We start from the raw sequence: 24351 nt of genomic DNA, 5'->3' as shown, positions 1-24351 counted from the left end.
CCTGCGATGGGGGTTCTTTGAGCGAGGTAGAGCGAGATTACTAAGCGGTAACTTATGCAGTTCTACGAGAGTACCCGCATCGTCTCCCGCACTGTAGCCAGGCGCTCGGTGATCTGCGTCGCTGAGGGTTGCCTTAAGAACTGACCGTGTTATTCGTACCAAATTGGTACATTCGCATCTAATTTAGACCCGTGCTCTACGGGATCGCCGCCGCCACGACCGCCCTCCTCCTCACCGCCGTCCTCACCGCGCTGCTCCGCACCGCCGCCCTGCGGCTCGGGGTCGTCGACCGGCGGTGGCAGCACCGCAAGGTGCCGCTGTTCGGGGGTGTGGCGGTCGTGCTCACGACCTGTCTGGTGGCGCTCGTCGGGGACCGGACCGGTGTCGCGCCCCTCGGCTCCGGCGTCGGAGAGCTGCTCGTCGCCGGCGCGGTGGTCGCGGGGCTGGGGCTGTTCGCGGACGTACGGCGGGTCAAGACGCGCGCGTTGGCCGCCGGTACGGCGGTGGCGGCGGCCTGTGTCGTGCCGTACGGGGAGACCGGTGTCGCCGGAGGGCTCCTCGCCGTCTGCTGGATCGTCCTGGCCGCCGTCGGTTTCCGGGCCCTGGACCACGCCGACGGTCTCGCGGGGGCCGTCGGGGTCGTCACCGCCTTCGGGGTGGGCGCCTGTGCCGCGGTGGAGGTGATGGACGGGCTCGCGGTGCTGCTGAGCGTGCTGGCCGCCGCGCTGACCGGGTTCCTCATGCACAACTGGCCGCCCGCGCGCGTGGGGCTCGGTTCCTGCGGGTCGCTGTTCGCCGGGTTCGTGCTCGCCTCGGCCGCGGTCGTCACCCGCGCCGGATACGGGCTGGGCTCCAGCGCGGCGGTGCTGTTCGCGCTGACGGCCCTGGTCGCCGCCGAGGCCCTCCTCCTCGCCCTGACCCGCCGCGGCGCCGGCGCCCGCCACCTCGCCCACCGGCTCCGGCGGCTCGGGCTCACCCCGCAGGGTGTCATCGTCGTCCTCGGTGCGGGGGCCTTCTGCGGGGTACTCGTCGGGGTCCTGGTGCACCTCGGGTGGCTCGCGGAGTCGGGGGTCCTCTGGGTGGCCGCGGGGGCCCTGGTCGTCGTACTCGCACTCCTCCGCGCGAAGCCGTCGAAGCCGTCTCCGCAGGTCAGGGCTCAGTTGCGTGTAAGGAACGGATAAGAGTTGAGCCCCCCTGGCTCAGGTCTGTTGACCGAGCGGCGGACGTCATGCACACTTGAGTCCGTTCCACTCAAGTCAGCTGGAGGAAATCACCATGGCACGTGCGGTCGGCATCGACCTGGGCACGACGAACTCGGTCGTCAGCGTTCTGGAGGGCGGCGAGCCCACCGTCATCACCAACGCCGAGGGTGCCAGGACCACGCCGTCCGTCGTCGCCTTCGCGAAGAACGGCGAGGTGCTGGTCGGCGAGGTCGCCAAGCGCCAGGCGGTCACGAACGTGGACCGGACCATCCGCTCGGTGAAGCGCCACATGGGCACCGACTGGAAGGTCGAGCTCGACGGGAAGCCCTTCAACCCGCAGCAGATGTCCGCGTTCATCCTGCAGAAGCTGAAGCGCGACGCCGAGTCCTACCTGGGCGAGAAGGTGACCGACGCGGTCATCACCGTCCCGGCGTACTTCAACGACTCCGAGCGTCAGGCGACGAAGGAAGCCGGCGAGATCGCCGGTCTCAACGTCCTGCGTATCGTCAACGAGCCCACCGCGGCCGCGCTCGCGTACGGCCTCGACAAGGACGACCAGACGATCCTCGTCTTCGACCTCGGTGGCGGCACCTTCGACGTGTCCCTCCTGGAGATCGGCGACGGCGTCGTCGAGGTGAAGGCCACCAACGGCGACAACCACCTCGGTGGTGACGACTGGGACCAGCGCGTCGTCGACTACCTGGTGCAGCAGTTCAAGGCCGGCCACGGCGTGGACCTCGCCAAGGACAAGATGGCCCTCCAGCGCCTCCGCGAGGCCGCCGAGAAGGCCAAGATCGAGCTGTCGAGCTCCACCGAGACCTCGATCAACCTGCCCTACATCACCGCCTCCGCCGAGGGCCCGCTGCACCTGGACGAGAAGCTCACCCGGGCTCAGTTCCAGCAGCTGACCGCGGACCTCCTGGAGCGCTGCAAGACCCCGTTCTTCAACGTCATGAAGGACGCCGGCGTCTCCATCAACGAGATCGACCACGTCGTCCTCGTCGGTGGCTCCACCCGTATGCCCGCCGTGGCCGACCTCGTGCGCGAGCTCACCGGCGGCAAGGACGCCAACAAGGGCGTCAACCCGGACGAGGTCGTCGCCATCGGCGCCGCCCTCCAGGCCGGTGTCCTCAAGGGTGAGGTCAAGGACGTCCTGCTCCTCGACGTGACCCCGCTGTCCCTCGGTATCGAGACCAAGGGCGGCATCATGACCAAGCTCATCGAGCGGAACACGACGATCCCGACCAAGCGGTCCGAGATCTTCACCACCGCCGAGGACAACCAGCCCTCCGTGCAGATCCAGGTCTACCAGGGCGAGCGCGAGATCGCGGCGTACAACAAGAAGCTCGGGATGTTCGAGCTGACCGGTCTGCCGCCGGCCCCGCGCGGTGTCCCGCAGATCGAGGTCGCCTTCGACATCGACGCCAACGGCATCATGCACGTGACCGCGAAGGACCTCGGCACGGGCAAGGAGCAGAAGATGACCGTCACCGGTGGCTCCTCGCTGCCGAAGGACGAGGTCAACCGGATGCGCGAAGAGGCCGAGAAGTACGCGGAGGAGGACCACGCCCGCCGCGAGGCCGCCGAGTCCCGCAACCAGGGCGAGCAGCTCGTCTACCAGACGGAGAAGTTCCTCAAGGACAACGAGGACAAGGTCCCCGGCGAGGTCAAGACCGAGGTCGAGGCCGCCGTCGAGGAGCTGAAGACCGCGCTCAAGGGCGAGGACACCGCCGAGATCCGCACCGCCACCGAGAAGGTCGCGGCCGTCTCGCAGAAGGTCGGCCAGGCCATGTACGCCGACGCCCAGGCCGCGCAGGCCGCGGGCGGCGCCGACGCCGGCGCCGAGGCCCCCAAGGCCGACGACGACGTCGTGGACGCCGAGATCGTCGACGACGAGCGCAAGGACGGTGCCGCGTGACCGAGGAGACCCCGGGCTTCGAGGAGAAGCCCGACGTCCCCTCCGGCGCGACCCCCGACGACGCCGAGCCGAAGGCCGCCGCCCCCTCCTCGGAGGCGGGGGCGGCCCCGGCCGGGGACGCAACAGCACAGATCGCCGGTCTGACGGCCCAGCTGGACCAGGCCCGCAAGGCGCTCGAAGAGCGCACCGGGGACCTCCAGCGGCTCCAGGCCGAGTTCCAGAACTACCGCCGCCGCGTGGAGCGGGACCGGATCACGGTCAAGGAGATCGCCGTCGCGAACCTCCTGACCGAACTCCTGCCCGTGCTCGACGACATCGGCCGCGCGCGGGACCACGGCGAGTTCGTCGGCGGATTCAAGTCCGTCGGGGAGTCGCTGGAGACCGTCGCGGCGAAGATGGGTCTGCAGCAGTTCGGCAAGGAGGGCGAGCCCTTCGACCCGACCATCCACGAGGCGCTGATGCACAGCTACGCGCCGGACGTCACCGAGACGACGTGCGTGGCGATCCTGCAGCCCGGGTATCGCATCGGCGAGCGCACCATCCGCCCCGCGCGGGTGGCCGTCGCCGAACCGCAGCCGGGCGCGCAGACGGTCAAGGCCGAGGAGGACTCCAAGGCCGAAGACGACAAGGACAACGGCCCTGAGGAGGGCTGAGGTCACCACTGAGCGGGACACCAGGAAGGGGGCGCGTCGAGGATGAGCACCAAGGACTTCATCGAGAAGGACTTCTACAAGGTCCTCGGCGTCCCCAAGGACGCCACCGAGGCCGAGATCAAGAAGGCGTACCGCAAGCTCGCCCGCGAGTTCCACCCGGACGCCAACAAGGGCAACGCCAAGGCCGAGGAGCGCTTCAAGGAGATCTCCGAGGCGAACGACGTCCTCGGTGACCCCAAGAAGCGCAAGGAGTACGACGAGGCCCGCGCCCTCTTCGGCAACGGCGGCTTCCGCCCGGGGCCGGGCGCGGCCGGCGGCTCCTTCAACTTCGACCTGGGCGATCTCTTCGGAGGCGGCGCCCAGGGCGGCGCCGGGGGTTCCGGCGGCTTCGGCGGCGGCATCGGCGATGTCTTCGGCGGCCTGTTCAACCGGGGCGGTACGGGCACGACCCGTACCCAGCCCCGGCGTGGCCAGGACATCGACACCGAGGTCACCCTGAGCTTCACCGAGGCCATCGAGGGGGCCACGGTGCCGCTGCGGATGTCCTCGCAGTCCCCGTGCAAGGCCTGCTCCGGCACCGGCGACAAGAACGGCACACCGCGCGTGTGCCCGACCTGCGTCGGCACCGGCCAGGTGGCGCGGGGCTCCGGTGGCGGCTTCTCCCTCACGGACCCTTGCCCGGACTGCAAGGGCCGCGGACTGATGGCCGAGCACCCCTGCCTGGAGTGCAAGGGCAGCGGCCGCGCCAAGTCCTCCCGGACCATGCAGGTCCGTATCCCCGCCGGGGTGACGGACGGTCAGCGGATCCGGCTGCGCGGCAAGGGCGCACCGGGCGAGCGCGGCGGCCCGGCCGGCGATCTGTACGTCACCGTGCACGTCGACACGCACCCGGTCTTCGGGCGCAAGGACGACAACCTCACGGTCACGGTCCCGGTCACGTTCACCGAGGCGGCCCTCGGCGGCGAGGTGAGGGTCCCCACCCTGGGCGGCCCCGCCGTCACGCTGAAGCTGCCGCCGGGCACGCCCAACGGCCGCACCATGCGCGCCCGCGGCAAGGGCGCGGTCCGTAAGGACGGCACCCGCGGCGACCTCCTGGTCACCGTCGAGGTGAGTGTCCCGACGGACCTGACGGGGAAGGCTCGTGACGCACTCGAGGCGTATCGCGAGGCGACCGCGGGCGAGGACCCGCGGGCGGAGCTGTTCCAGGCCGCGAAGGGAGCTTGATCGAGATGGACGGCCGTCGACGCAACCCGTATGAACTGACCGAGGAGACCCCGGTCTACGTCATTTCGGTGGCGGCCCAGCTCTCGGGCCTGCACCCGCAGACCCTGCGCCAGTACGACCGCCTGGGCCTGGTCTCCCCGGACCGCACCGCCGGCCGGGGCCGCCGCTACTCGGCCCGCGACATCGAACTGCTCCGCGCGGTGCAGGCGTTGTCGCAGGACGAGGGCATCAACCTCGCCGGCATCAAGCGCATCATCGAGCTGGAGAACCAGGTCGCCGCGCTGCAGTCCCGCGTCGCCGAGATGGAGGCCGCCCTGGAGGGCGCCGCCGCGGCGATGCAGCAGCGGGAGGCGGCGGTGCACGCGTCGTACCGCCGTGACCTGGTGCCGTATCAGGAAGTGCAGCAGACCAGCGCGTTGGTGGTGTGGCGGCCCAAGGGGCGCCAGGACTGACGTACGGCTGATGGGGAAGGGGCCCGGAGGATCATCCTCCGGGCCCCTTCGCGTGTGCGGGGTGTATCCCCTGGACTCAGCTGAACGTCCAGGTGCCCACCGGCGCCGACTCGGTTCCGTCGGCGTAGACGGCCGTGAACTTGTAGAAGACCGTGCTGTCGGACGGCGCGGTCGCGTCGGTGAACGCGAAGGCGCCGGTGCCCTGCTCGTCGAAGAGCAGGTCGTAGCTCTGCGTGGAGTTGTTCCAGCGGTAGACGTGGAAGCCGGTCGCGGTGCCGTACGTGTCCGCGGACCCGTCGTACATCACGTAGACCTCGCCCGCCCCGGTGCCCGCGGTGAGGATGTCCGAGGTCTCGGCGTACATCTGGTCCGGCGTCATCTTGAACTCGTTGACCTGGACGGTGGTCGCGGACTCGATGTCGAGGGCGTTCCCGTCGACGTCGACCGCGACGACCCGGTAGCGCAGGAACTCGTCGTCCGGCAGGTTCGGGTCACGGTTCTCGGACCGCGTCGAGCCGTACGGCAGGCTGTCGGTGATGTTCGTGTACGGCGACCAGACACCGTCGACCTCCGTGCTCCGGTAGACCTCGTAGTGGTCGAAGTCGTCGGCCGTGCTGTCGTCCCAGTCCAGCAGGATGCCGTTCTCGGCGGAGGTCGCGGTCAGACCGGTCACCGCGCCCGGGGGCGTGCTGTCACCCAGGTGCTTGACGGTGACGGAGGCCGAGGCGGGACCCAGGTTGCCGTCGTCGTCCTCGGCACGCACGTAGTAGGTGTACGTCGAGTCCACGTCGACGTCGAGGTCCACGAACTCGCCGGTGGCGTCACCGATGTAGGCACCGTCGCGGTAGACCCGGAAGGTCTCCAGGTCGGCGTCCTGGTCCCGGTTCCAGGACCAGGTCAGGGTGACGGCGATGTCGCCGCTGGTGGCCGCCAGGTGGTCCGGGACGAAGGACGGCGCGGTGGTGTCGTACGTCTCGAACTCGGCGGTGCCGGAGACGGCCGACTCGTTGCCGTGCGTGTCCACGGCCGTGACGACGTAGTAGTACCAGTCCCCGGTCGGCGGCGGGGTGTCGCTCCAGCCCTGGCTGACCAGGGTGCCGCCGCTCACCAGGTTGGCGGCCGTCGGGGCGACGGGCTTCGACGTCGAGCGGTACACCCGGTAGCCGGCGACATCGGCGTCGGTGCTGCTGTCCCAGTCCAGCTTCACGGTGGTGACCTGGCCGACGGCCCAGTTGTCCTCGACGCCGGTCGGGGCGGCGGGGAGGGTGGTGTCGACGGTGGTGACGCCCTGATCCGCCGTCCCGGCCGACTGGTTGCCCGCCTTGTCGTGGGCGCGGACCTCGTAGTAGTAGGTCGCGCCGGTCTTCGGGAGGGTGGTGTCGGTGTACGAGGTCGAGGTCGTCGTCGCGATCGGCGCGCTCCCGAACGAGGTGCCCTTGAGCCGCCGGTAGACCTTGTACCCGGCGAGGTCCATCTCTTTGTTCTTGGCCCAGATGAGCTTGGCCTTGCCGGTCGTCGAGTCGTACGTCGCCGAAGTCCCGGTCGGGGTGAGGGGCTTGGTCTTGTCGACGCTGGCGGAGGTGCGGGGGGTGTAGCCGAACTTGACCTTGGCGCTGCCGGTCCAGTTGACGTAGTCGATGCGCAGGGTGTGCTTGCCGGACGGGATGGTCACGTTGACGGTCTTGCTGACCGTGGTGGAGGTGTTCTTCCACAGGTCGATCTTGCGGGTGCCGTCGACGTAGACGCGGATGCCGTCGAGCCCTGAGGCGGCCAGGGAGAACGGTCCGCCGGAGCCGAAGTCGCGGGTGACGGACCAGCGCACGCCGAAGTTGTTGCTCGGCAGGCCCGACGCCGGGGCCCCGCTCCAGCTCTGGTCGATGGTGCTGTCGCAGTCCGTCTTCTTCGGTGTCCCGGAGAAGCTGGTGTTCGCGAAGAGCTGCCGTTTGAAGACCGGTGAGGTGCAGGTGGTCGCGGCGGAGGCGGGCGTGATGGTGAGCAGGGTGCCCGCGGTGGCGAGTACGACGGCGGTCGCGGTGGCCGCGGTCGTACGTCTGGCTGGGTTCATCGGGTCCTTCGGTCTCGATGGTCAACGGAAGGAGAGGGGCCCGGAGATGTCTCCGGGCCCCTCTCGTGTCTCGGGTCTCAGAGCCAGGAGTCCCAGATGCCGTACGCCCTCGGCGTGGTCGCGGCCTCCGCGCCGGCGGCGTCCAGGCGGACGACGCGGTAGTAGTACAGGCCGAGCGTGTCCTCGTGGACCGTCTCGTCCATGTAGAACACGGTGTCCTCGTCCGTCGGGCCTTCGGCGAGGGTGACGTAGGCGGCCGTGGCCGGGTCCCAGCGCTCCACGCGGTAGCTCTTGAACCGGTCGCAGTCGCCGAGGCCGGAGCTCTCGGAGCAGCCGACGTACAGCTCCGGGTACTGGTCCTCACGGATCTCGGTCCCCGTCCAGCCCGGCGGCCGGGTGTCGGGCAGGGTGACGGAGAGCTCGGCGGGGTGGTAGGCCTCGGGGCCGGCCCACCAGTCGATCAAGGGGGAGCCGTCCGTGGCGGCCACCTTGTAGGTGTGCGCGGCGCCGTCGGGGACCGTCGGGCAGAGGATCTCGGTGTCCGCCAGGGAGTCGCCCGTCCAGCAGTTCTCCTGCCACACCGTCTCGCCGGTCTCCGGGTCGGTGACGCCCTGCCACACCTTGTAGGCCGAGACGTCGTCGTCGGCCGGCGGCGTCCAGGTCAGGCGCACACCGAGGGGGATCTGCTCGGCGGCCAGGTTCTGCACCGGGGCCGGGCGCTCGGTGTCCGGTGTGGTCGCGCCGGCGACCGGACCGGGCCGCGACTCATGGCCGTACGGGTCGATCGTCACGACCGTGTAGTCGTACGTCGTCTCGGAGGCACCGGAGACATCCCAGCACACGCCGTTGATCTGCCGGGAACCGGCGTAGTCGGGGGCGTCGCCGGTGTTCCAGGTCCAGTAGGTCTCCGGGTCCGTCAGTGGCAGGTCCTGCGAGTTGTTGGGCTTGCAGGCGCTCACCACGCTGCTCTCACCGGTCGCCTGGTCGGTGCGGACGATCCGGTAGGTGAGCAGCGGCTCGTCCTCGCCGAAGGTCCACGGGTCGGCGCTGCTCCACTCGATCATCACCCCCTCGTCGAACCTGTGCGCGGTGGTGCGGAACGGGGCGATCGCCTCGGGCCGGTCCGCCATCGTCAGCGTGACCTCCACGGGGGCGGCCGCATTGCCCTTCGCGTCCACCGAGCGCACCGCGTACCGGTAGCTGTCGGCGACCGCGACCAGCTGGCGCGGCACGGCGTCGGTGCCCGTGGTGGTGGTCGGGGTGTTGCCGCCCGTGGCGCCGGGCAGCGCGTCGAGCCAGCCGCCGGTCGCCGGGTCGTACTGGAGGACCTGGTACGAGGCGGCCCCGTCGACGGCCGACCACAGCACGTGCGGAACGCCCGACCGGTACTCGACGCGCGCGTCGGCCGCGGTCGCCGGCGGGGTGAGGTCCGAGGTGGTGAAGGTGGTGGCCGGCGAGTACGCGGACCAGTTCCCGACGGCGTCCCGGGCCCGGCCGCGGTAGGTGACCTTGCTGCCGTCGGCGGCGTAACCGGTGTCGCAGATCGCGCCCTTGGCGCCGGTGTACACGGTGGCCCAGGTGTTGGTGGCGGAGTTCAGCCGCTGCATCTCGTACAGCGCGATGTCGGCCGCGTTCTCCGCGGTCGTGACCAGCTCCGGGGCCGCGTAGGGCTGGTCCACCGGGCAGGCGTCCATCTCGACGAACGGCGCGGCGGGCGGGGTGGTGTCCACGCTCGTGACCGCCTGGTCGGCGGTGCCGGTGGAGAGGTTGCCCGCCTTGTCGTGGGCGCGGACCTCGTAGTAGTACGTGGCGCCGGTGGGCGGCGGGGTGTCCGTGTACGAGGTGGAGGTGGTCGTGGCGAGCGGCTTGCTGCCGAAGGAGGCGCCCTTGAGCCGCCGGTAGACCTTGTACCCGGCGAGGTCCATCTCCTTGTTCTTCGCCCAGGTCAGCTTGGCCTTGTTGCCGCTCTTGTCGTACGAGACGGAGATCCCGGCCGGGGTGAGGGGCTTGGTCTTGTCGACGGTGGCGGCGGTGCGCGGGGTGTAGCCGAACTTGATTTTCGCGCTGCCGGTCCAGTTGACGTAGTCGACGCGGAGGGTGTGCTTGCCGGACGGGATGGTGATGTTGACCGTCTTGCTGACCGTGGTGGAGGTGTTCTTCCACAGGTCGATCTTGCGGGTGCCGTCGACGTAGACGCGGATGCCGTCGAGCCCTGAGGCGGCCAGGGAGAACGGTCCGCCGGAGCCGAAGTCGCGGGTGACGGACCAGCGCACGCCGAAGTTGTTGCTCGGCAGACCCGAAGCCGGGGCCCCGCTCCAGCTCTGGTCGATCGTGCTGTCGCAGTCCGTCTTCTTCGGTGTCCCGGAGAAGCTGGTGTTCGCGAAGAGCTGCCGCTTGAAGACCGGGGAGGTGCAGGTCGTCGCGGCGGAGGCGGGCGTGATGGTGAGCAGGGTGCCCGCGGTGGCGAGTACGACGGCGGTCGCGGTGGCCGCGGTCGTACGTCTGGCTGGGTTCATCGGGTCCTTCGGTCCTGTCCGACGACGGGAGAGATCACCGTCGTCGGACAGGACCGGCAAGAGCACCGATTGGTTGTACGGCGTACGTCACGGAAACGCGTCGAAGACGGTGTCGACGGCCGCCATCCACATCGACTCCGCGCCCGTGCCGAACGCGGCGGCCAGCGCGTACCCGACGGCCGCGTCCATGGCGTCCGGCTTGGCGTCCGCACGCCACTCGGCGGCCTTCACCTCGCCGTCGCCCTTCGAGTGGAAGTCGCCCAGCCGCCGCCCGTCGCGCAGGAGGCGGCTGTCCGGCATGGAGTCGGGCACCAGCCGCCAGTGCCGGCCCGCGTGCCGGACGTCGACCCGGTACGAACTCCGGATCAGCCGTCCCCGGCCGGGGGCGAGCGCGGCCGCCTCGCCGCCGACGGTGAGGATCAGCAGACCGGCGTCCCGGGTGCCGATCGGGATGTCCCCGTCGGCCTTGGTGCCGGTCGCCCGGCTCAGCACGACCCGCGGTATCGCCTCGCCCTCGACGACGACCTCACCCCGCCAGGTGTTCAGGCGGACGGTGAGCGCGCCGAAGAGGGTGTCCGTGACGGAGCTGTCGCTGATGGTCATACCGCCCCCGTGGAGTCGTCAGGAGTTCGGTGCTCTGACTGTCCAGTCGCCCGCCGGCAGGGATTCGGTTCCGTCGGCGGCCACGGCGGTGACCCAGTAGTAGGTCGTGGTGCCGAGCCGGGTGTCGGTGTCGACGTAGGAACTGGCGGCGGCGTCGAGGTCGGCGAGCTTCTCGTAGGCGCCGGTCGCCGGGTTCCAGCGGTACACCCGGTAGCCGCCCGCCTCCTGGTCGGCGCCCGCGGCGATCCCGGACCAGGTCAGCGAGTTGTCCGCGACGCCCTCCCCGCCGGAGGCCTCGACCGTCAGCGGCGAACCCTCCGGCGTCGCCACGCTCGGCGTGGTGTCGAGCTCGGTCGCGGGCACGATGTTCGGCGCACGGGTGAACTGCCAGTGGGAGTTCCAGTTGTCGTCGACGGAGTCGATGAAGAAACAGCGCTCCTCGCCGTCCGGGAGGGTCGCGTAGTCGTACGAGGTGGTGTCGGTCGACAGCCACTCCACCTCGTGCACGGAGCAGACCTGCTCCTCCTCGTCACCGATGACGTCACCGGCGTAGACGACGTAACGGTGCAGGTCGGCCGTCGGGTTGGCGTCCCACTTCAGCGCGAAGCCGTACTCGGTCGGCCTGACGGCCAGCCCGGTCACGGGGGACGGCGGGGTGTCGTCCCGGCGGTAGCTGGAGACCGCGGCGGACCGCGCGGACTCATTGCCCGCCGTGTCGAGGGCAGCCACCCGGTAGTAGTAGGTGACGCCTTCCTCGCCCGTCGTGTCCTGGTACGAGAGCGTGCCCGTGATCCCGATCGCGCTGTACGCGGCGGTGGCGCTCGCCGCCCGGTACACCCGGTACGACGTGGCCCCTTGCGACGCGCTCCAGCCGAGTGCCAGCTTGTCGGACTGGCTGGTGACCTGTACGTCGGCGGGCACGGCGGGCGCGGTGCGGTCGACGGTGGTGACCGCCTGGTCCGCCGTACCGGCCGATGCGTTGCCCGCCTTGTCGTGGGCGCGGACCTCGTAGTAGTAGATCTCGCCGGTCACCGGCAGGGTCGCGTCGGTGTACGAGGTGCCCGTGGTCGTCGCGAGCGGAGTCGCCCCGAACGAGGTGCCCTTGAGCCGTCGGTAGACCTTGTACCCGGCGAGGTCCATCTCCTTGTTCTTGGCCCAGGTGAGCTTGGCCTTGCCGGTCGCCGCGTCGTACGTCGCCGAAGTGCCGGTCGGGGCAAGGGGCTTGACCTTGTCGACGGTGGCCGAAGTGCGGGGTGTGTAGCCGAACTTGACCTTGGCGGAGCCGGTCCAGTTGGCGTAGTCGACGCGGAGGGTGTGCTTGCCGGACGGGATGGTCACGTTGACGGTCTTGCTGACCGTGGTGGAGGTGTTCTTCCACAGGTCGATCTTGCGGGTGCCGTCGACGTAGACGCGGATGCCGTCCAGTCCGGAGGCGGCGAGGGTGAAGGGGCCGCCGGAGCCGAAGTCGCGGGTGACGGACCAGCGCACGCCGAAGTTGTTGCTCGGCAGACCGGATGCCGGGGCCCCGCTCCAGCTCTGGTCGATCGTGCTGTCGCAGTCCGTCTTCTTCGGTGTTCCGGAGAAGGTGGTGTTCGCGAAGAGCTGCCGCTTGAAGACCGGGGAGGTGCAGGTGGTCGCGGCGGAGGCGGGCGTGATGGTGAGCAGGGTGCCCGCGGTGGTGAGCACGACGGCGGTCGCGGTCAGGTGTCTGTGACGGTTCATTCGGTGTTCTCCGGGTCCGCGAGAGGCTCGGTGACCGTGACATAGGAGAAGTCCTCACCGCTGGTGAGGCGGGAGTTGCCGGCTTCGTCCACGGCGACGACGGCCCAGCGGACGGTCTCGCCCCGGGGGGTGTAGATCTCGTGGGAGTAGTACAGGGTCGGCTCGTCCACCCAGGGCTGCCGGACCTCGCCCCACAGTTCGTACTGCCAGACGCCGTCGACCAGAACGCCCCGGTGGACCTCGTAGTGGTCGACGTCCTCCTCGGAGTTGCGCTGCCAAGCGAGTTCGATGTCGGTGCCGTTGATCGCGCCGCGCAGACCGCCGACGGCGGCCGGGGCGAGACCGGTGGCCGGCGCGGTACCGGTGACCGGGGCCGACGGGGCGGATTCCTGGTCCTGGGTGTCCACGGCGGTCACCGTGTACGTGTACGAGGTGCCCTGTTGGACGTCCGAGTCCGTGTACGAGGTCTTCGTGGCGCCGACCTCGTCGACGAGCAGGCCGTCGCGGTAGATCAGGAAGAGGCCGAGGTCGCGCGTGACGGGGCTGGTGGGCGCCTTCCAGGAAAGCCTGACGCCCGTGCCCGCCTGTGTCGTGGCGGTGAGGCCGGTGGGCGCGGACGGCGCCCAGTCATCCCGTTCGACGACGGTGGGCGCGGACCTGGCGGACTTGTTCCCGGCGGCGTCGACCGCGGTGACCCAGTAGCTGTACATGAGGCGGTCCTCGACCTTGGTGTCGAGCCATGAGGTGCCGCTCACCCTGGCCACCTGCGTCACCGGTTCGTCCTGGCCGTCGGTCTCCCAGCGCCGGTGCACGAGGTACTCCGCCGCCCCCGCGACCGCGTTCCAGGACACCGTGACGCCCGGCTGACCGTCGGTGAGCCCGAACCCGGTGGGCGTCGCGGGCGCGGTCCTGTCGGCCGTGGTGACGGGCTTGTCGGCGCTGCCCGGCGACTCGTTGCCGGCCTTGTCGTAGGCGCGGACCTCGTAGTAGTAGGTCGCGCCCGTCGCGGGCGGAGTGTCCGTGTACGAGCCCGCCGTGGTCGTGGCCAGCTTCTTCCAGCTGTCGTCGCCCTTGAGCCGTCGGTAGACCTTGTACCCGGCGAGGTCCATCTCTTTGTTCTTGGCCCAGGTCAGCTTGGCTTTGCCGGTCGCCGCGTCGTACGTCGCCGAAGTGCCGGTCGGGGCAAGGGGCTTGACCTTGTCGACGGTGGCCGAAGTGCGGGGGGTGTAGCCGAACTTGACCTTGGCGGAGCCGGTCCAGTTGGCGTAGTCGACGCGGAGGGTGTGCTTGCCGGAGGGGATGGTGACGTTGACGGTCTTGCTGACTGTGGTGGAGGTGTTCTTCCAGAGGTCGATCTTGCGGGTGCCGTCGACGTAGACGCGGATGCCGTCCAGTCCGGAGGCGGCGAGCGTGAACGGTCCGCCGGAGCCGAAGTCCCGCGTCACGGACCAGCGGACGCCGAAGTTGTCCTTCGGCAGGCCGGAGGCCGGGGCCCCGCTCCAGCTCTGGTCGATCGTGCTGTCGCAGTCCGTCTTCTTCGGTGTTCCGGAGAAGCTGGTGTTCGCGAAGAGCTGCCGCTTGAAGACCGGCGAGGTGCAGGTGGTCGCGGCGGAGGCGGGCGTGATGGTGAGCAGGGTGCCCGCGGTGGTGAGCACGACGGCGGTGGAGGTCAGGGCCGTCGTACGTCTGGCTGGGTTCATTCGGTCCTCTGAGCGGAGTGGGGACGGCGGGCGTGGGCCGTCGTGATCACGACTCGTGAGGAACCGGGTTGGTTGTGCTGTCTTCGCCCGGTGCGTGCGGTGTCCTGGTGCCCCGGATCTACACGGAAGCTACACGCGTTAACGTTGCTATCTCATTTGACGGTTGCTTCTTGACGGATTCGTGAAGGCCGCGTTGGCTTCCGTCACCTGGGTGTGCAATATGCGCCCGCGTCCGGAAGGCACCAGAAGTGAGCTCCCCAATGCGTCGTACCGCCATATGCGTGGCCGTGTCATCGATGGCCCTCTCGCTCTCCGCCTGTGGGGCGCTGGGAGTCTCGGGGGACAGTGCCGACGCGAGTCCCACCAAGGGCGACGACATCACGGTGGGCGTGCTGATGCCGGAGCTCACGAACTCGCGGTACCAGGAGTTCGACTACCCGATCATCCAGAAGAAGGTCGCCGAGCTCACCGACAAGAAGGGCAAGACGGTCTACGCCAACGGCGAGGCCGACGCGGCCAAGCAGGCGACCCAGATGGAGAAGATGATCGACGACAGGGTCGACGTCATCCTGCTGGACGCCGTGGACTCCAAGAAGATCGCGTCCACGGTGAAGAAGGCGAAGGACGCGGGCATCCCCGTCATCGCCTACGACCGTCTCGCCGAGGGTCCCATCGACGCGTACGTCTCCTTCGACAACGAACTCGTCGGCGAGGTGCAGGGCCGCACCCTCGTGGAGGCGCTGGGCTCGGACATCGACAGCTCCGACAAGATCGTGATGCTCAACGGCTCGCCCTCCGACCCGAACGCGGGCCAGTTCAAGGCGGGCGCGCTCTCCGAGATCAACGGCAAGGTGACGATCTCCGAGACGTACGACGTCGACGGCTGGAAGCCGGAGATCGCCAAGAAGGACATGGCCGAGGCGATCAAGGCGATCGGCAAGGACAACATCGCCGCCGTCTACTCCGCCAACGACGCCATGGCCGAGGCCGCCATCGAGGCCATGAAGGAGGCGGGCATCACCACCCTGCCGCCGATCACCGGCCAGGACGCGGAACTGAAAGCCGTGCAGCGCATCGTCTCCGGCGAGCAGTACATGAGCGTGTACAAGTCCTACCCGCTGGAGGCCGAGGCCGCCGCGGAGATGGCCGTGGCCAAGGTCCAGGGCAAGGACATCCTGTTCGACTCCCTCACCCAGGACTCCGTCGACAGCCCCACCGACAAGGGCATCCCGGCGCAGCTGGTGTCGGTGTCCGCGCTGACGCGGGCGAACATCAAGAGCACGGTCGTCGCCGACGGCATCTACACGGTGGACCAGATCTGCACCGCCAAGTTCGCGGCGGACTGCGCGGCGATCAAGCTCAAGTAGGCCGGCCGCGTCGGCCGCTCAATTGCCGGCCACCGGCTTCATCGGCACCAGCACCCCGTTCGGCGCCCGTCCGATCGGCACGGTGCTGGTGAAGCTGGACGGGTCGTTGTCCCCCGAGACGCGCAGGCCCCTGACCTTCGCGCCCTTGGGGACGTCGTACCAGAGCTCGACCTCCATGAGGGTGTGGCCGCCGAGCTTGACCGTGTCCGACTGGCGGCGTACCGCCATCGCGAAGGTGTCGGGCCGGGCCCGGACGCCGGTGACGCCCGCGAGGTGCTGCCGGGCCGACTCGTAGACGTGGTAGTTCGGGTCCCGGTTCTCCACCCGCAGCCGGGCGGCGCAGAACTGCCCCTGCGGCGGCGCGTCGGCGTGCGATCCGGTCACCCCGGTGATGCCGCAGCGCAACGACAGGACGGTGAAGGTGAGATGGCCGTCCTTGTACGCCCGTGAGGGGCTCTGGGAGGGGGACGCGGAGGACGGCGGCGACCCGCCGGAGTCCCCGCCCCCGCAGCCCGCGAGGAGCAGCAGGGCGAGCACGGGGGCCGTACGACGGAGCGGGTGCGCGATCGGCATACGGGCGATTGTGCGCCGCGGGTGGGGAGAAGTGAACGTTCTGGGCGCTTCGGCCCGCAGGAGCCATGGACGGCAAAGCCAAGATCAAGAACTGGTCTAGGATGCCGGGCTGTCATGTCTCGAACACGGGGGAAGAACATGCTGACCAGGAACTTGCTGCCCAGGAACACGCCGCCCACGAACACGCCCATCGCCGGGCGCCGCGTGCGCACGCGTGCCGCGGTCATCGGTCTGTCGCTGTCCATGGCGCTGCTGACGGGCTGCGGCGGCGACGACGGCACCGAGCCCGCCGCCGACGGCGCGAACGCCTCAGGGAAGGCCTCCGGGAAGCCCGCGGCGAGCGGCCCGGCGTATCAGGGCGCCGCCCTGCCCGGCTACGCGCGAAAGGCCGCCTGGAGCCTGCCCACGGACAATCCGGAACTCGGTGTCCTGGACCTCGGCGCGGTCCTGCTGTTCGCCAAGGACGCGAGCGGCGCGTACCTCACCGACGCCACCGTGGACGGCGAGCCGGACGACGTGAACCGCGTCCTGTTCTCCTCCGACGAGGCGGAGAAGGTCACGCTGGAGTTCCGGGACGCCAAGACCGGCGCGGTCACCAAGACCCTCGGTGTGACCGCGCAGTCGGTCGAGGGCGTCACCTGGAAGGACGGCGCCCCGGCCATCGCCGTCGGCACGTCCGCGACGAAGGAGTCCGACGGTCTGACCCAGGAGGAGACGACCACCTCGGCGACCCTGTACTCCGTCGACGGCACGAAGCTGGGCGAGACGTCCGGCTACGAGTTCGGCCACATCGTCGCCGGTTACGCGGTCGCCGCCGCCGACGGGGCCGTGACCCTCACCCCGATCGGGGGCGGCCCGGCCCGCACGGTCCCCTGCAACGGCGACGACGACGCCGAGTGCGACTTCGACGCCGAGACGCAGGCGGCCAGCGGCGACAAGACGCGCGCCCCGGTGATCGCGGACGGCTACTACCCGGGCTTCGAGGCCGCCGGAAACTACGACTACGACCCCTCGGACGTCACCCTCAACGACCTGGCCACCGGCAAGCAGATCTGGTCCTCCGCCAAGGCCGAGGTGCCCAAGGGCGTCGTCCTCGACGACGAGGGGCAGCCCAGGGACCGCACGATCCGGATCGTGAGGGTCGCCGACGGCAAGGTCCTGGTCGCCTGGAAGAAGGACATCGGCCTCAGCCCCACCACCCAGGTCTACGCCTGGTACGACCTGGCGAGCGGCGCCCTGACCGCCTCCTACGAGGGCGGCGAGCTCGTCGTGTACTCGGCCGACGGGGCGCTGGCCGCCCTGGACAAGAGCGAGTTCGACACCGGCTTCGACGGCACGGCGGTCTGGAAGACGGCCGACGGCACCCGCCTGTGGGCCCAGGAGGAGGGCGAGAACGCCCTCGACCCGATCCGCTTCTCCGGCAACGGCGAGGTGCTGTACGGCAGCACGGACGACGGCGAACTGGCCGTGGACGTCACGACGCGCAAGGTGCTCGCCAAGGACCTGACCGCCGTCCCCGAGGTGAACGCGCGGACCGGGTACGGCTACCTGGCCACGGAGGACGGCTTCTTCGCCTTCGCACCGGCGTAGTCGGGGCGCGGGGCCAGGAGTCACCGCCCGGCCCCGCGCCCCCCGTTCACGCCACCCGCGTGAACTCCACCGTCACCTCCGGCGGTCCGCCGGGCACACCCCGGTAGATGCCCTTGTGGGGCGTCACGTCGTCGTAGTCCCGGCCGCGCCCCACGACCACGTGCGACTCGGCGGCGCGCGTCCGGTTGGTCGGGTCGTAGCCGCACCACTCGCCCGCCCAGTACTCGACCCAGGCATGGCTCTGGCCCGCGACCGGCCGGTGCAGTTCCGCGTCCCGCTCGGGGTGGAGGTAGCCGGAGACGTACCGGGCGGGCAGGCCCACGCCCCGCAGCAGGCCGAGGGTGAGATGGGCGATGTCCTGGCAGACGCCGGCGCCCTGCTCCCAGGCCTCGGCGGCGGAGGTGTTCACGCTCGTGGCGCCGGGCAGGTAGGAGACCCGGTCGGCGACCAGCGCGGAGACGGCGACGGCGGCCTCGTGCGGGTCGAGGCCCGCCGCGGCCTTCCGCGCCTTCTTCACCAGCTTCGCGGGGACGGTCGTACGGTCTGTGGGGCCGGTGAACTCCAACAGGCGTGATGTCGCGCTCTGTTCGGCCACCTGCTCCCAGGCGGGAGCGGCCGGCAGCGGCTCCGGCGGGGACGTCTCGACCAGGCTGGAGGCCGTGATGGTGAGGTCGGCGTGCGGGTCCATCAGGTCGAAGCCGGTGACCTGGGTGCCCCAGTAGTCCCAGTACGACCAGGTCGCGGTGGCCGGGGTGACGGTGACCCGGGAGTCCAGCGTGGTCTGCCCCGGCAGCGTCAGCGGGGTCATCCGGACCTCGTTGTGCGAGGAGACGGCGGCCTGGGCGTACGAGACGCGGGTGATGTGCCGGATACGGAGACGACTGGTCATGTCAGGCTCCTTCCTGGGCCCACTCGACGGGCCCCTGGTACGGGAAGAACCGCTCCGCGACCGCTTCCGCCGAGGCCATGCAGGCCTGCTGCAAGTCGCCCAGCAGCGCCGGAAGCTGATCCTGGAGGGCGGGTGAGTCGAGGTACTCCAGGCGGGTGCGCAGCCGGCCGATCGGGCGGCGCGCCGGGTCCTGGCGAGGACGGCCGAGGGCGCTGAGGCACTCCTCCGCGGTGGTCAGCGCGTGCAGCGCCGAGCGCGGGAAGCCCCGGTCCAGGAGCAGGAACTCGGCCACCCGGGCGTTGTCGCCGAAGCCGCTGTGCACGCGCGCGTACGCCTCGTCGGCGCCGGACGCGCTCAGCAGCGTCGTCCAGTCGGGCGCGTGCGCGGCGTCCAGCACCCGCACGGACAGCAGCCGTACGGTCATGTCCACCCGCTCCAGGCTGCGCCCCAGCACCACGAACCGCCAGCTGTCGTCCCGGCTCATCGTGGAGTCGGCGAGCCCGAAGAACAGCGCGGCACGCGCGCGTACCAGCTCCAGATAGGCGTAGGGGCCCGTCCGCCGGGCCGCGCGCCGCCGGTCGGCGAGTGCGTGCCAGGTCGAGTTGAGGCACTCCCACATCTCGGAGGAGACGGCCTCACGGGCACTGCGGGCGTTGAGCCGGGCCGCGCCCAGCGCGCCCTCGATCGAGCAGGTCGAGCGGGCGTCGAAGGCGAGCTGGTCCAGGACCTGCTGCATGTCGACGCGCTCGTCGCCCGCGTCGACGCCGAGGATCGCGTACAGCGACCGGCAGGCCGCGTCCTCGTCGCGCCAGGGGTCCTCCAGCATGCGGTGCAGATAGGCGTCGAGGATGCGTCCGGTGGCGTCCGCCCGCTCGACGTACCGGCCGGTCCAGGTCAGCGCCTCGGCTATCCGGGAGAGGATCACGTCGCTCACTGCTGCTGCGCTCCTTCCTGTACGACGGTGGGGGTGCCGTCGGGGCCCAGCTGGCGCGGGGCGACGTCGGGCAGTCGGTCGGCGCTCGGCTCCTCGATCTGTTCGGCCGGTCCCTCGGCGAGTACCCAGGTGTCCTTGGAGCCGCCGCCCTGGCTGGAGTTGACGATCAGGTTGCCCTCCTGGAGGGCGACGCGGGTGAGGCCGCCGGGCAGGACCCAGATGTCGTCGCCGTCGTTGACGGCGAAGGGCCTGAGGTCGATGTGGCGGGGTGCCATGCGCTCACCGGCCAGGGTGGGGGAGGTGGACAGGGCGACGGGCCGCTGGGCGATGTAGCCGCGCGGGTCGGCGATGACGGCCTTCCTGGTCTTCTCCAGGGTCGCCTTGTCCGCCTTGGGTCCGATAACGATGCCCTGGCCGCCCGCCCCGTCGACGGGCTTGATGACGAGCTGGTCGATCTGGTCGAGAACGGCGTCCAACTGCCCCGGCTCGTCGGGCCGGAAGGACTCCACGTTGGGCAGGACCGGCTCCTCGCCGAGGTAGTACCGGATCAGATCCGGGACGTAGGTGTAGAGCAGCTTGTCGTCCGCGATGCCGTTGCCCACCGCGTTGGCGAGGGTGACATGGCCCGCCATGGCCGCGCTCATGATCCCCGGGCAGCCGATCACCGAGTCGGGCCTGAAGTGCAGCGGGTCGAGGAAGTCGTCGTCGAGGCGCCGGTATACGACATGCACGGGCACCTCGCCGCGGGTGGTGCGCATCCACACCCGGTTGTTGCGGCACACCAGATCGTGCCCCTCGACGAGCTGCACGCCCATCAGCCGGGCCAGCAGGGCGTGTTCGAAGTAGGCCGCGTTGCTGGGCCCGGGGGTGAGCACGACGACCCGGGGATCCTGGGTGCCCGCGGGAGCGGCGGCCCGCAGCGCGGACAGGAGCCGCTGCCCGTAACCGTCGACGGGCAGGACGTGCTGCTCGGCGAAGAGGGAGGGGAAGACCCGGGTCATGGCCCTGCGGTTCTCGATGACGTACGACACCCCGCTGGGCACCCGCACGTTGTCCTCCAGCACCCGGAAGTCCCCGGCCTCGTCCCGTACGAGATCGATCCCGGCCACATGGATCCGTACCCCGCCGGGAGGCTCGACCCCGTGGGCGGCCCGGTGGAAATGGGGGGAGTTGAGCAGCAGCCGCCAGGGCACGACGCCGTCCTCGAAGGCCCGGCAGTGCCCGTAGGCGTCGGCGAGATAGGCCTCCAGGGCCCGCACCCGCTGACTCACCCCGCGTTGTATGAGATCCCATTCGAGGCCGTCGAGGATCCTGGGCACGAGGTCCAGCGGCCAGGGCCGCTCCTCGCCCGCGAAGGCGTAGGTCACGCCCCGGTCGGTGAACGCCCGGGCCATCTGGTCGGCGCGGAAGCGCAGTTCACTCGGCTCGATCGGCTGCAGGGCCGCCAGTACCGGCTCATAGGCGGTCCTGACCTCACCCGGCCGCACAAACATCTCGTCCCACGCGTCGGCCAACGCGTACGCGTCAAATATGTCCGCCATGAGGGGACGTTAGAGGCGATACGTAACGCGGCGATCACCCACGGATTTCCGGCAGCGCACGCGGAGAGCCGGATTCCCTTTGCGGAGGCCTTTTGTGGGTAGTGCCCACCAGCATCAGCTTGTTGCAACTCGACGGGCGGAGGCGCGGATAATCACGGGCATACAGGTGGTTTCCCACGGTCACAGTGGACGGAGCCGTGTTGCGGAGCAGGACCGGTCCGCGCATAGTTGCGGACCCGTAGGGGTGTGTCCGTGCCACGAGCGCGCGCACACCGGGCACAAGAGGCTGGATGCGGGGGTGGTCTGGGCGATGGCCGGGCACGGGACGGACGAGCACCCACACGGTGCTGACCGACTGTGCGAGGCCGGGGATCGTGTGTATTCCCGGGCCGTACGGCGCGGACGCGTGCCCCGCGAGGACGCCGAGCCGGTGCCCTGTCTGCTGGAGCTGGCACTGCTGCACCCGGACCCCGACGACATGGACTGGCTGGTGCCGACCTCCCCGCAGGAGGTCATGACCCGGCTGCTGCGCGGGGTCCACGAGGAGGTGAGCGCGAGCCAGCGGCGGATGGGTTCGGCGGTCGCCGCCTTCGAGTGGTACGCCGGACTGGCGCCGCAGCGCTCCTCGGCCGCGGAGGGCTCCTCGATCCGGGTCCTGGACGGCCTCTCCCGGATCCAGGCCGCCATGGACGCGGCGACGGAGGCGTGTACGACGGAGGTCCTCACCGTGCAGCCGGGCGGTATCCGCCCCGAACACGAGCTGACGGAGGGCCTGCACCGGGCCCTGGCGCTACGCGGCCGGGGCGTGCGGATGCGGGATCTCTACACGCATGTGGCGCGGCACGGCCAGGGCCTCCTGAACTATCTGGAGCTGATGGGCGAGGCCGTGGAGGCCAGGACCCTCGACGAGGTCATCGACCGGCTGATCCTCTTCGACCGCACGGTCGCCTTCATCCCGGCGAGCCCGGACCGCACCCTCGCGCTGGAGCTGCGCCACCCGGCCCTGGTCGGCTTTCTCGCGACGGTCTTCGAACGGCTGTGGCGCCTGGCCATCCCGCTGACGGCCCCGCTTCCCGACACGGGCATCGAGGGCATCTCGAACCGGGAGCAGTCCATCGCGGCGCTTCTCGCGGAGGGCCACCAGGACGCGGTGATCGCCGAGCGCCTGGGGATAAGCGTGCGCACCTGCCGGGCCCATATCGCCCGGCTGTCGGAGACCCTCGGCGCGGCCAGCCGCACCCAACTGGGCGTCCGTATCGCCCAGGTGGGCCTGGACGGCCCGGCTCGCGCCGCCGAGGTCGCCGGCCTCACTATTCCTGATCAAGGATCCCCGAGCGTCCGATGAGATAGCCGAGCTGGGCCCGGCTCTCGCTGCCGAGGGTGGAGGCGAGTTTGGCGATGTGCTCGCGGGCGGTGCGGACGTTGAGGCCGAGGCGTTCGGCGATGACGGCGTCGGTGTGGCCCTCGATGAGGAGGGCGGCGATGGTGCGCTGGCGGGGGGTGACACCGCCCAGCGCGGGCTGCGGGGCGGCCTGCGGGAACATGGGGGTGGCCATGTGCCAGAGGCGGTCGAAGGTGATGACGAAGTGGTTGATCAGCACCGGGTGGCGGACTTCGAGAGCCAGGGTGCGGTCCTTGTTGGCGGGGATGAAGGCGATGGTGCCGTCGACCACGACGAGCCGCTCGGTGACCTGGTCCAGGGTGCGTGCCTCGGCATCGCCGTCCAGCTGCTCGTAGCGGGCGATCACAGCGGGCGAGTGGCGCTGGGTGTGCTGGTAGAGGGTGCGGATGCGGCCGCCGCGGTCGAGCAGGGCCTGGTCGCGGCCCAGGCTCGCGGCCAGCCGGGCGGCGGGGCTGCGGCCGTCGTAGGGCTGGATGGCGAGCAGCTCGTGGGAGGCGTCGGCCATGGCGGTGGTGATGGCCTCGTTGATCTGGGCGATGCCGCTCAGGACGCTGATGCCCGGCAGGTCCGAGGTCGTCGTGCGCTGTCCGTCGAGACGCAGGAGCGGCTCGAAGGTCTCGGCCAGCCGCTGTTCGCGCCGGCGTTCGTCGGCGACGCGGTCCGCCGAGGCGCGCAGCAGGCGGTGCATGGCGACGGCCGGGTCGGCGGGCTCCAGGCGGGTCGGGTCCGTGACGGCGGGGTGCAGCAGCCCGAAGTCGACGAGACAGGGTGCCGCGTCGACGTCGGCACCACTCACCCGGCCCTCGCGCAGAGCGCGTGTGTAGAGCTCGAGTCCCGCGGCACACAACTCGTCCACACCGTGTTCGGAGTGTGGAGGCGGGATCACTCCAGTATTCCCTCCTGTTTGAGGATGCCTGATTCCGCGATGAGGTAGCCGAGTTGCGCCCGGCTGCCGCTGCCCAGCGCCGTGGCCAGCTTGGCGATATGGGCCCGGCAGGTGCGGACGTTCATGCCGAGGCGGCGCGCGATCGCCTCGTCGACATGGCCCTCGACGAGCAGCTTGGCGATCGAGTGCTGGATCTCCGTGATGCCGTCGGGAGCCGTCTCGTAGGGGGCGCCGGCGCTCAGCGGTACCGCGCGGCCCCACATGAACTCGAAGACCTTGATCAGGTAGCGGACGAGCCCCGGGTGGCGCAGTTCGAGGGCGACCTCACCGTCGTCGCGCGTCGGGATGAAGGCCACGGTCTCGTCGCAGATGATCAGCCGCTCGACGAGTTCGTCGATGGTGCGGTACTCCACCTTGCCGTCGGCGAACTGGGCCACGTAGGCCAGTGTCTCGGGGCTGTAGCGCGCCGGGTGCTGGTAGAGGGTCCGGATACGGCAGCCGCGTTCGACCAGGGGCCTGTCGCGCTCCAGCCCTTGGGAGAGAGTGTGCTCCAGCCGCCGGCGCATCGGCTGGACCGTGAGCATCTCCGTCTGGCACTGGGCGGTGGCCAGATCGAGTGCCGCGTTGATCCGCTCGATGCCCTCCAGCACGGTGATCGAGTGCGTGGTCGCCGTCGCCTGAGCGCTGAGGGCCATGAACGGCTCGAAAGCATCGGCGAGCTCGATCGACTGCCGTCGGCGCTGGGTGATCTCGTGCTCGATCGGGTTCAGGCGCTGGGCCAGAGCGATCGAGGGAGGTACCGGGCGCAGCCAGTTGGCGTCGTCGGGGTCGGGATGCAGGAGGGTGAACTCCATCAGACAAGGAGCCGGCTCCACGTCCGCACGGGCGATGCGTCCCGTGCGGAGAGCGTTCTCATAAAGACGGCGACCCTCCTCGCACAGCTCAGTCAGCGCATGAGGATGTGTCCGCTTAGTCTCGTTTACCGTCAAATCTCCACCCCCCAGGGTCCTGAACGTGCAGGAACATGATGCATCGATTGTGTGGCCATGACGTGCCCGAATGGGCCATCGTCTTACTCAGCGGGGGAGAGGTGACCTTCAAATGAGGACGAAGC

At 70.1% G+C, this 24351-nt stretch carries 19 protein-coding genes; 8 read left to right on the top strand and 11 right to left on the bottom strand.

Annotated features, from left to right (window positions below; all coding sequences use genetic code 11):
• Nucleotides 1-191 precede the first annotated feature (191 nt).
• From ACFY0U_RS10435 to ACFY0U_RS10415, 5 genes are all read left to right on the top strand, one after another.
• Nucleotides 192-1181, top strand: coding sequence for an MraY family glycosyltransferase (locus ACFY0U_RS10435; protein ID WP_388633160.1), 990 nt, complete (start codon nt 192-194; stop codon nt 1179-1181).
• A 94-nt stretch (nt 1182-1275) separates the two neighbouring features.
• Nucleotides 1276-3120: a molecular chaperone DnaK gene (dnaK, locus tag ACFY0U_RS10430; RefSeq protein ID WP_388633157.1), complete on the top strand. Its 1845-nt coding sequence runs from the start codon at nt 1276-1278 to the stop codon at nt 3118-3120.
• A complete protein-coding gene (grpE, locus tag ACFY0U_RS10425; RefSeq protein WP_388633154.1) occupies nt 3117-3773 on the top strand; it encodes a nucleotide exchange factor GrpE in 657 nt (218 codons plus the stop codon). The genes dnaK and grpE overlap by 4 nt, the downstream gene beginning before the upstream one ends.
• A 42-nt stretch (nt 3774-3815) precedes the next feature.
• Nucleotides 3816-4997, top strand: coding sequence for a molecular chaperone DnaJ (dnaJ, locus tag ACFY0U_RS10420; protein ID WP_388633151.1), 1182 nt, complete (start codon nt 3816-3818; stop codon nt 4995-4997).
• A gap of 5 nt (nt 4998-5002) precedes the next feature.
• Nucleotides 5003-5449, top strand: coding sequence for a heat shock protein transcriptional repressor HspR (locus ACFY0U_RS10415; protein ID WP_171141579.1), 447 nt, complete (start codon nt 5003-5005; stop codon nt 5447-5449).
• A gap of 76 nt (nt 5450-5525) precedes the next feature.
• Here ACFY0U_RS10415 and ACFY0U_RS10410 read toward each other — a convergent pair whose 3' ends face one another.
• The 5 genes from ACFY0U_RS10410 to ACFY0U_RS10390 all read right to left on the bottom strand — a co-directional run bounded on the left by ACFY0U_RS10410 (nt 5526) and on the right by ACFY0U_RS10390 (nt 14055).
• A complete protein-coding gene (locus ACFY0U_RS10410) occupies nt 5526-7514 on the bottom strand; it encodes a PA14 domain-containing protein (protein WP_388633146.1) in 1989 nt (662 codons plus the stop codon).
• Nucleotides 7515-7591: 77 nt separating this feature from the next.
• Nucleotides 7592-10030, bottom strand: a complete 2439-nt coding sequence (locus ACFY0U_RS10405) for a PA14 domain-containing protein (RefSeq protein ID WP_388633143.1) — start codon at nt 10028-10030, stop codon at nt 7592-7594.
• An 87-nt stretch (nt 10031-10117) separates the two neighbouring features.
• Complete coding sequence (locus tag ACFY0U_RS10400; RefSeq protein ID WP_388633141.1) at nt 10118-10633, bottom strand: hypothetical protein; 516 nt, start codon at nt 10631-10633, stop codon at nt 10118-10120.
• Nucleotides 10634-10651: 18 nt separating this feature from the next.
• Nucleotides 10652-12355 (bottom strand): PA14 domain-containing protein, encoded by a 1704-nt coding sequence (locus tag ACFY0U_RS10395; RefSeq protein ID WP_388633138.1) that lies wholly within the window; start codon nt 12353-12355, stop codon nt 10652-10654.
• Nucleotides 12352-14055 (bottom strand): fibronectin type III domain-containing protein, encoded by a 1704-nt coding sequence (locus ACFY0U_RS10390; protein ID WP_388633135.1) that lies wholly within the window; start codon nt 14053-14055, stop codon nt 12352-12354. The genes ACFY0U_RS10395 and ACFY0U_RS10390 overlap by 4 nt, the downstream gene beginning before the upstream one ends.
• 260 nt (nt 14056-14315) lie before the next feature.
• Here ACFY0U_RS10390 and ACFY0U_RS10385 point away from each other — a divergent pair, with 260 nt between their 5' ends.
• Nucleotides 14316-15422 carry a sugar ABC transporter substrate-binding protein gene (locus tag ACFY0U_RS10385; RefSeq protein ID WP_388633132.1) on the top strand — a complete coding sequence of 369 codons (1107 nt, stop codon included), beginning with the start codon at nt 14316-14318 and terminating at the stop codon, nt 15420-15422.
• Between the two features lie 18 nt (nt 15423-15440).
• On the opposite strand, the gene ACFY0U_RS10380 is transcribed toward ACFY0U_RS10385, so the two are convergent.
• Nucleotides 15441-15995 carry a DUF4352 domain-containing protein gene (locus ACFY0U_RS10380; protein WP_388633129.1) on the bottom strand — a complete coding sequence of 185 codons (555 nt, stop codon included), beginning with the start codon at nt 15993-15995 and terminating at the stop codon, nt 15441-15443.
• Between the two features lie 138 nt (nt 15996-16133).
• Between ACFY0U_RS10380 and ACFY0U_RS10375 the strand changes: the two genes are divergently transcribed.
• The gene (locus tag ACFY0U_RS10375; protein WP_388633127.1) at nt 16134-17585 is read left to right on the top strand and encodes a hypothetical protein; all 1452 of its coding nucleotides are present in this window, start codon (nt 16134-16136) and stop codon (nt 17583-17585) included.
• Nucleotides 17586-17631: 46 nt separating this feature from the next.
• On the opposite strand, the gene ACFY0U_RS10370 is transcribed toward ACFY0U_RS10375, so the two are convergent.
• Genes ACFY0U_RS10370 through ACFY0U_RS10360 form a run of 3 tightly spaced genes read right to left on the bottom strand, consistent with a single transcriptional unit; the run spans nt 17632 to nt 20949 of the window.
• Nucleotides 17632-18474 (bottom strand): transglutaminase domain-containing protein, encoded by an 843-nt coding sequence (locus tag ACFY0U_RS10370; protein ID WP_388633125.1) that lies wholly within the window; start codon nt 18472-18474, stop codon nt 17632-17634.
• Between the two features lies 1 nt (nt 18475).
• Nucleotides 18476-19408 carry an alpha-E domain-containing protein gene (locus ACFY0U_RS10365; RefSeq protein WP_388633122.1) on the bottom strand — a complete coding sequence of 311 codons (933 nt, stop codon included), beginning with the start codon at nt 19406-19408 and terminating at the stop codon, nt 18476-18478.
• Entirely contained in the window at nt 19405-20949 is a 1545-nt protein-coding gene (locus ACFY0U_RS10360; protein WP_388633119.1) for a circularly permuted type 2 ATP-grasp protein, read from the bottom strand. The genes ACFY0U_RS10365 and ACFY0U_RS10360 overlap by 4 nt, the downstream gene beginning before the upstream one ends.
• A gap of 310 nt (nt 20950-21259) precedes the next feature.
• On the opposite strand from ACFY0U_RS10360, the gene ACFY0U_RS10355 reads away from it, so the two are divergent.
• On the top strand, nt 21260-22294 hold the full coding sequence (locus ACFY0U_RS10355; protein ID WP_388633117.1) for a LuxR C-terminal-related transcriptional regulator: 1035 nt from the start codon (nt 21260-21262) through the stop codon (nt 22292-22294).
• Here the strand turns inward: ACFY0U_RS10355 and ACFY0U_RS10350 are convergent.
• Together ACFY0U_RS10350 and ACFY0U_RS10345 are read right to left on the bottom strand one after the other, a co-directional pair.
• Entirely contained in the window at nt 22260-23237 is a 978-nt protein-coding gene (locus ACFY0U_RS10350) for a helix-turn-helix transcriptional regulator (protein WP_388633114.1), read from the bottom strand. The genes ACFY0U_RS10355 and ACFY0U_RS10350 overlap by 35 nt on opposite strands.
• Nucleotides 23234-24187, bottom strand: coding sequence for a helix-turn-helix transcriptional regulator (locus ACFY0U_RS10345; RefSeq protein WP_388634296.1), 954 nt, complete (start codon nt 24185-24187; stop codon nt 23234-23236). The genes ACFY0U_RS10350 and ACFY0U_RS10345 overlap by 4 nt, the downstream gene beginning before the upstream one ends.
• Nucleotides 24188-24351 lie beyond the last annotated feature (164 nt).

Origin of the sequence: Streptomyces sp. NPDC001536 (assembly GCF_042894505.1) — a bacterium.
Lineage (GTDB): Bacteria > Actinomycetota > Actinomycetes > Streptomycetales > Streptomycetaceae > Streptomyces.
The sequence above is the reverse complement of the archived record's forward strand: the minus strand, read 5'-3'. Positions and strand labels throughout refer to the sequence as shown.

Coding starts and splice junctions, on each gene's coding strand:
- dnaK (WP_388633157.1), top strand. CDS start 1,276: ATGGCACGTGCGGTCGGCATCGACCTGGGCACGACGAACTCGGTCGTC.
- dnaJ (WP_388633151.1), top strand. CDS start 3,816: ATGAGCACCAAGGACTTCATCGAGAAGGACTTCTACAAGGTCCTCGGC.
- ACFY0U_RS10415 (WP_171141579.1), top strand. CDS start 5,003: ATGGACGGCCGTCGACGCAACCCGTATGAACTGACCGAGGAGACCCCG.
- ACFY0U_RS10410 (WP_388633146.1), bottom strand. CDS start 7,514: ATGAACCCAGCCAGACGTACGACCGCGGCCACCGCGACCGCCGTCGTA.
- ACFY0U_RS10405 (WP_388633143.1), bottom strand. CDS start 10,030: ATGAACCCAGCCAGACGTACGACCGCGGCCACCGCGACCGCCGTCGTA.
- ACFY0U_RS10400 (WP_388633141.1), bottom strand. CDS start 10,633: ATGACCATCAGCGACAGCTCCGTCACGGACACCCTCTTCGGCGCGCTC.
- ACFY0U_RS10395 (WP_388633138.1), bottom strand. CDS start 12,355: ATGAACCGTCACAGACACCTGACCGCGACCGCCGTCGTGCTCACCACC.
- ACFY0U_RS10390 (WP_388633135.1), bottom strand. CDS start 14,055: ATGAACCCAGCCAGACGTACGACGGCCCTGACCTCCACCGCCGTCGTG.
- ACFY0U_RS10385 (WP_388633132.1), top strand. CDS start 14,316: ATGCGTCGTACCGCCATATGCGTGGCCGTGTCATCGATGGCCCTCTCG.
- ACFY0U_RS10380 (WP_388633129.1), bottom strand. CDS start 15,995: ATGCCGATCGCGCACCCGCTCCGTCGTACGGCCCCCGTGCTCGCCCTG.
- ACFY0U_RS10375 (WP_388633127.1), top strand. CDS start 16,134: ATGCTGACCAGGAACTTGCTGCCCAGGAACACGCCGCCCACGAACACG.
- ACFY0U_RS10370 (WP_388633125.1), bottom strand. CDS start 18,474: ATGACCAGTCGTCTCCGTATCCGGCACATCACCCGCGTCTCGTACGCC.
- ACFY0U_RS10360 (WP_388633119.1), bottom strand. CDS start 20,949: ATGGCGGACATATTTGACGCGTACGCGTTGGCCGACGCGTGGGACGAG.
- ACFY0U_RS10355 (WP_388633117.1), top strand. CDS start 21,260: ATGGCCGGGCACGGGACGGACGAGCACCCACACGGTGCTGACCGACTG.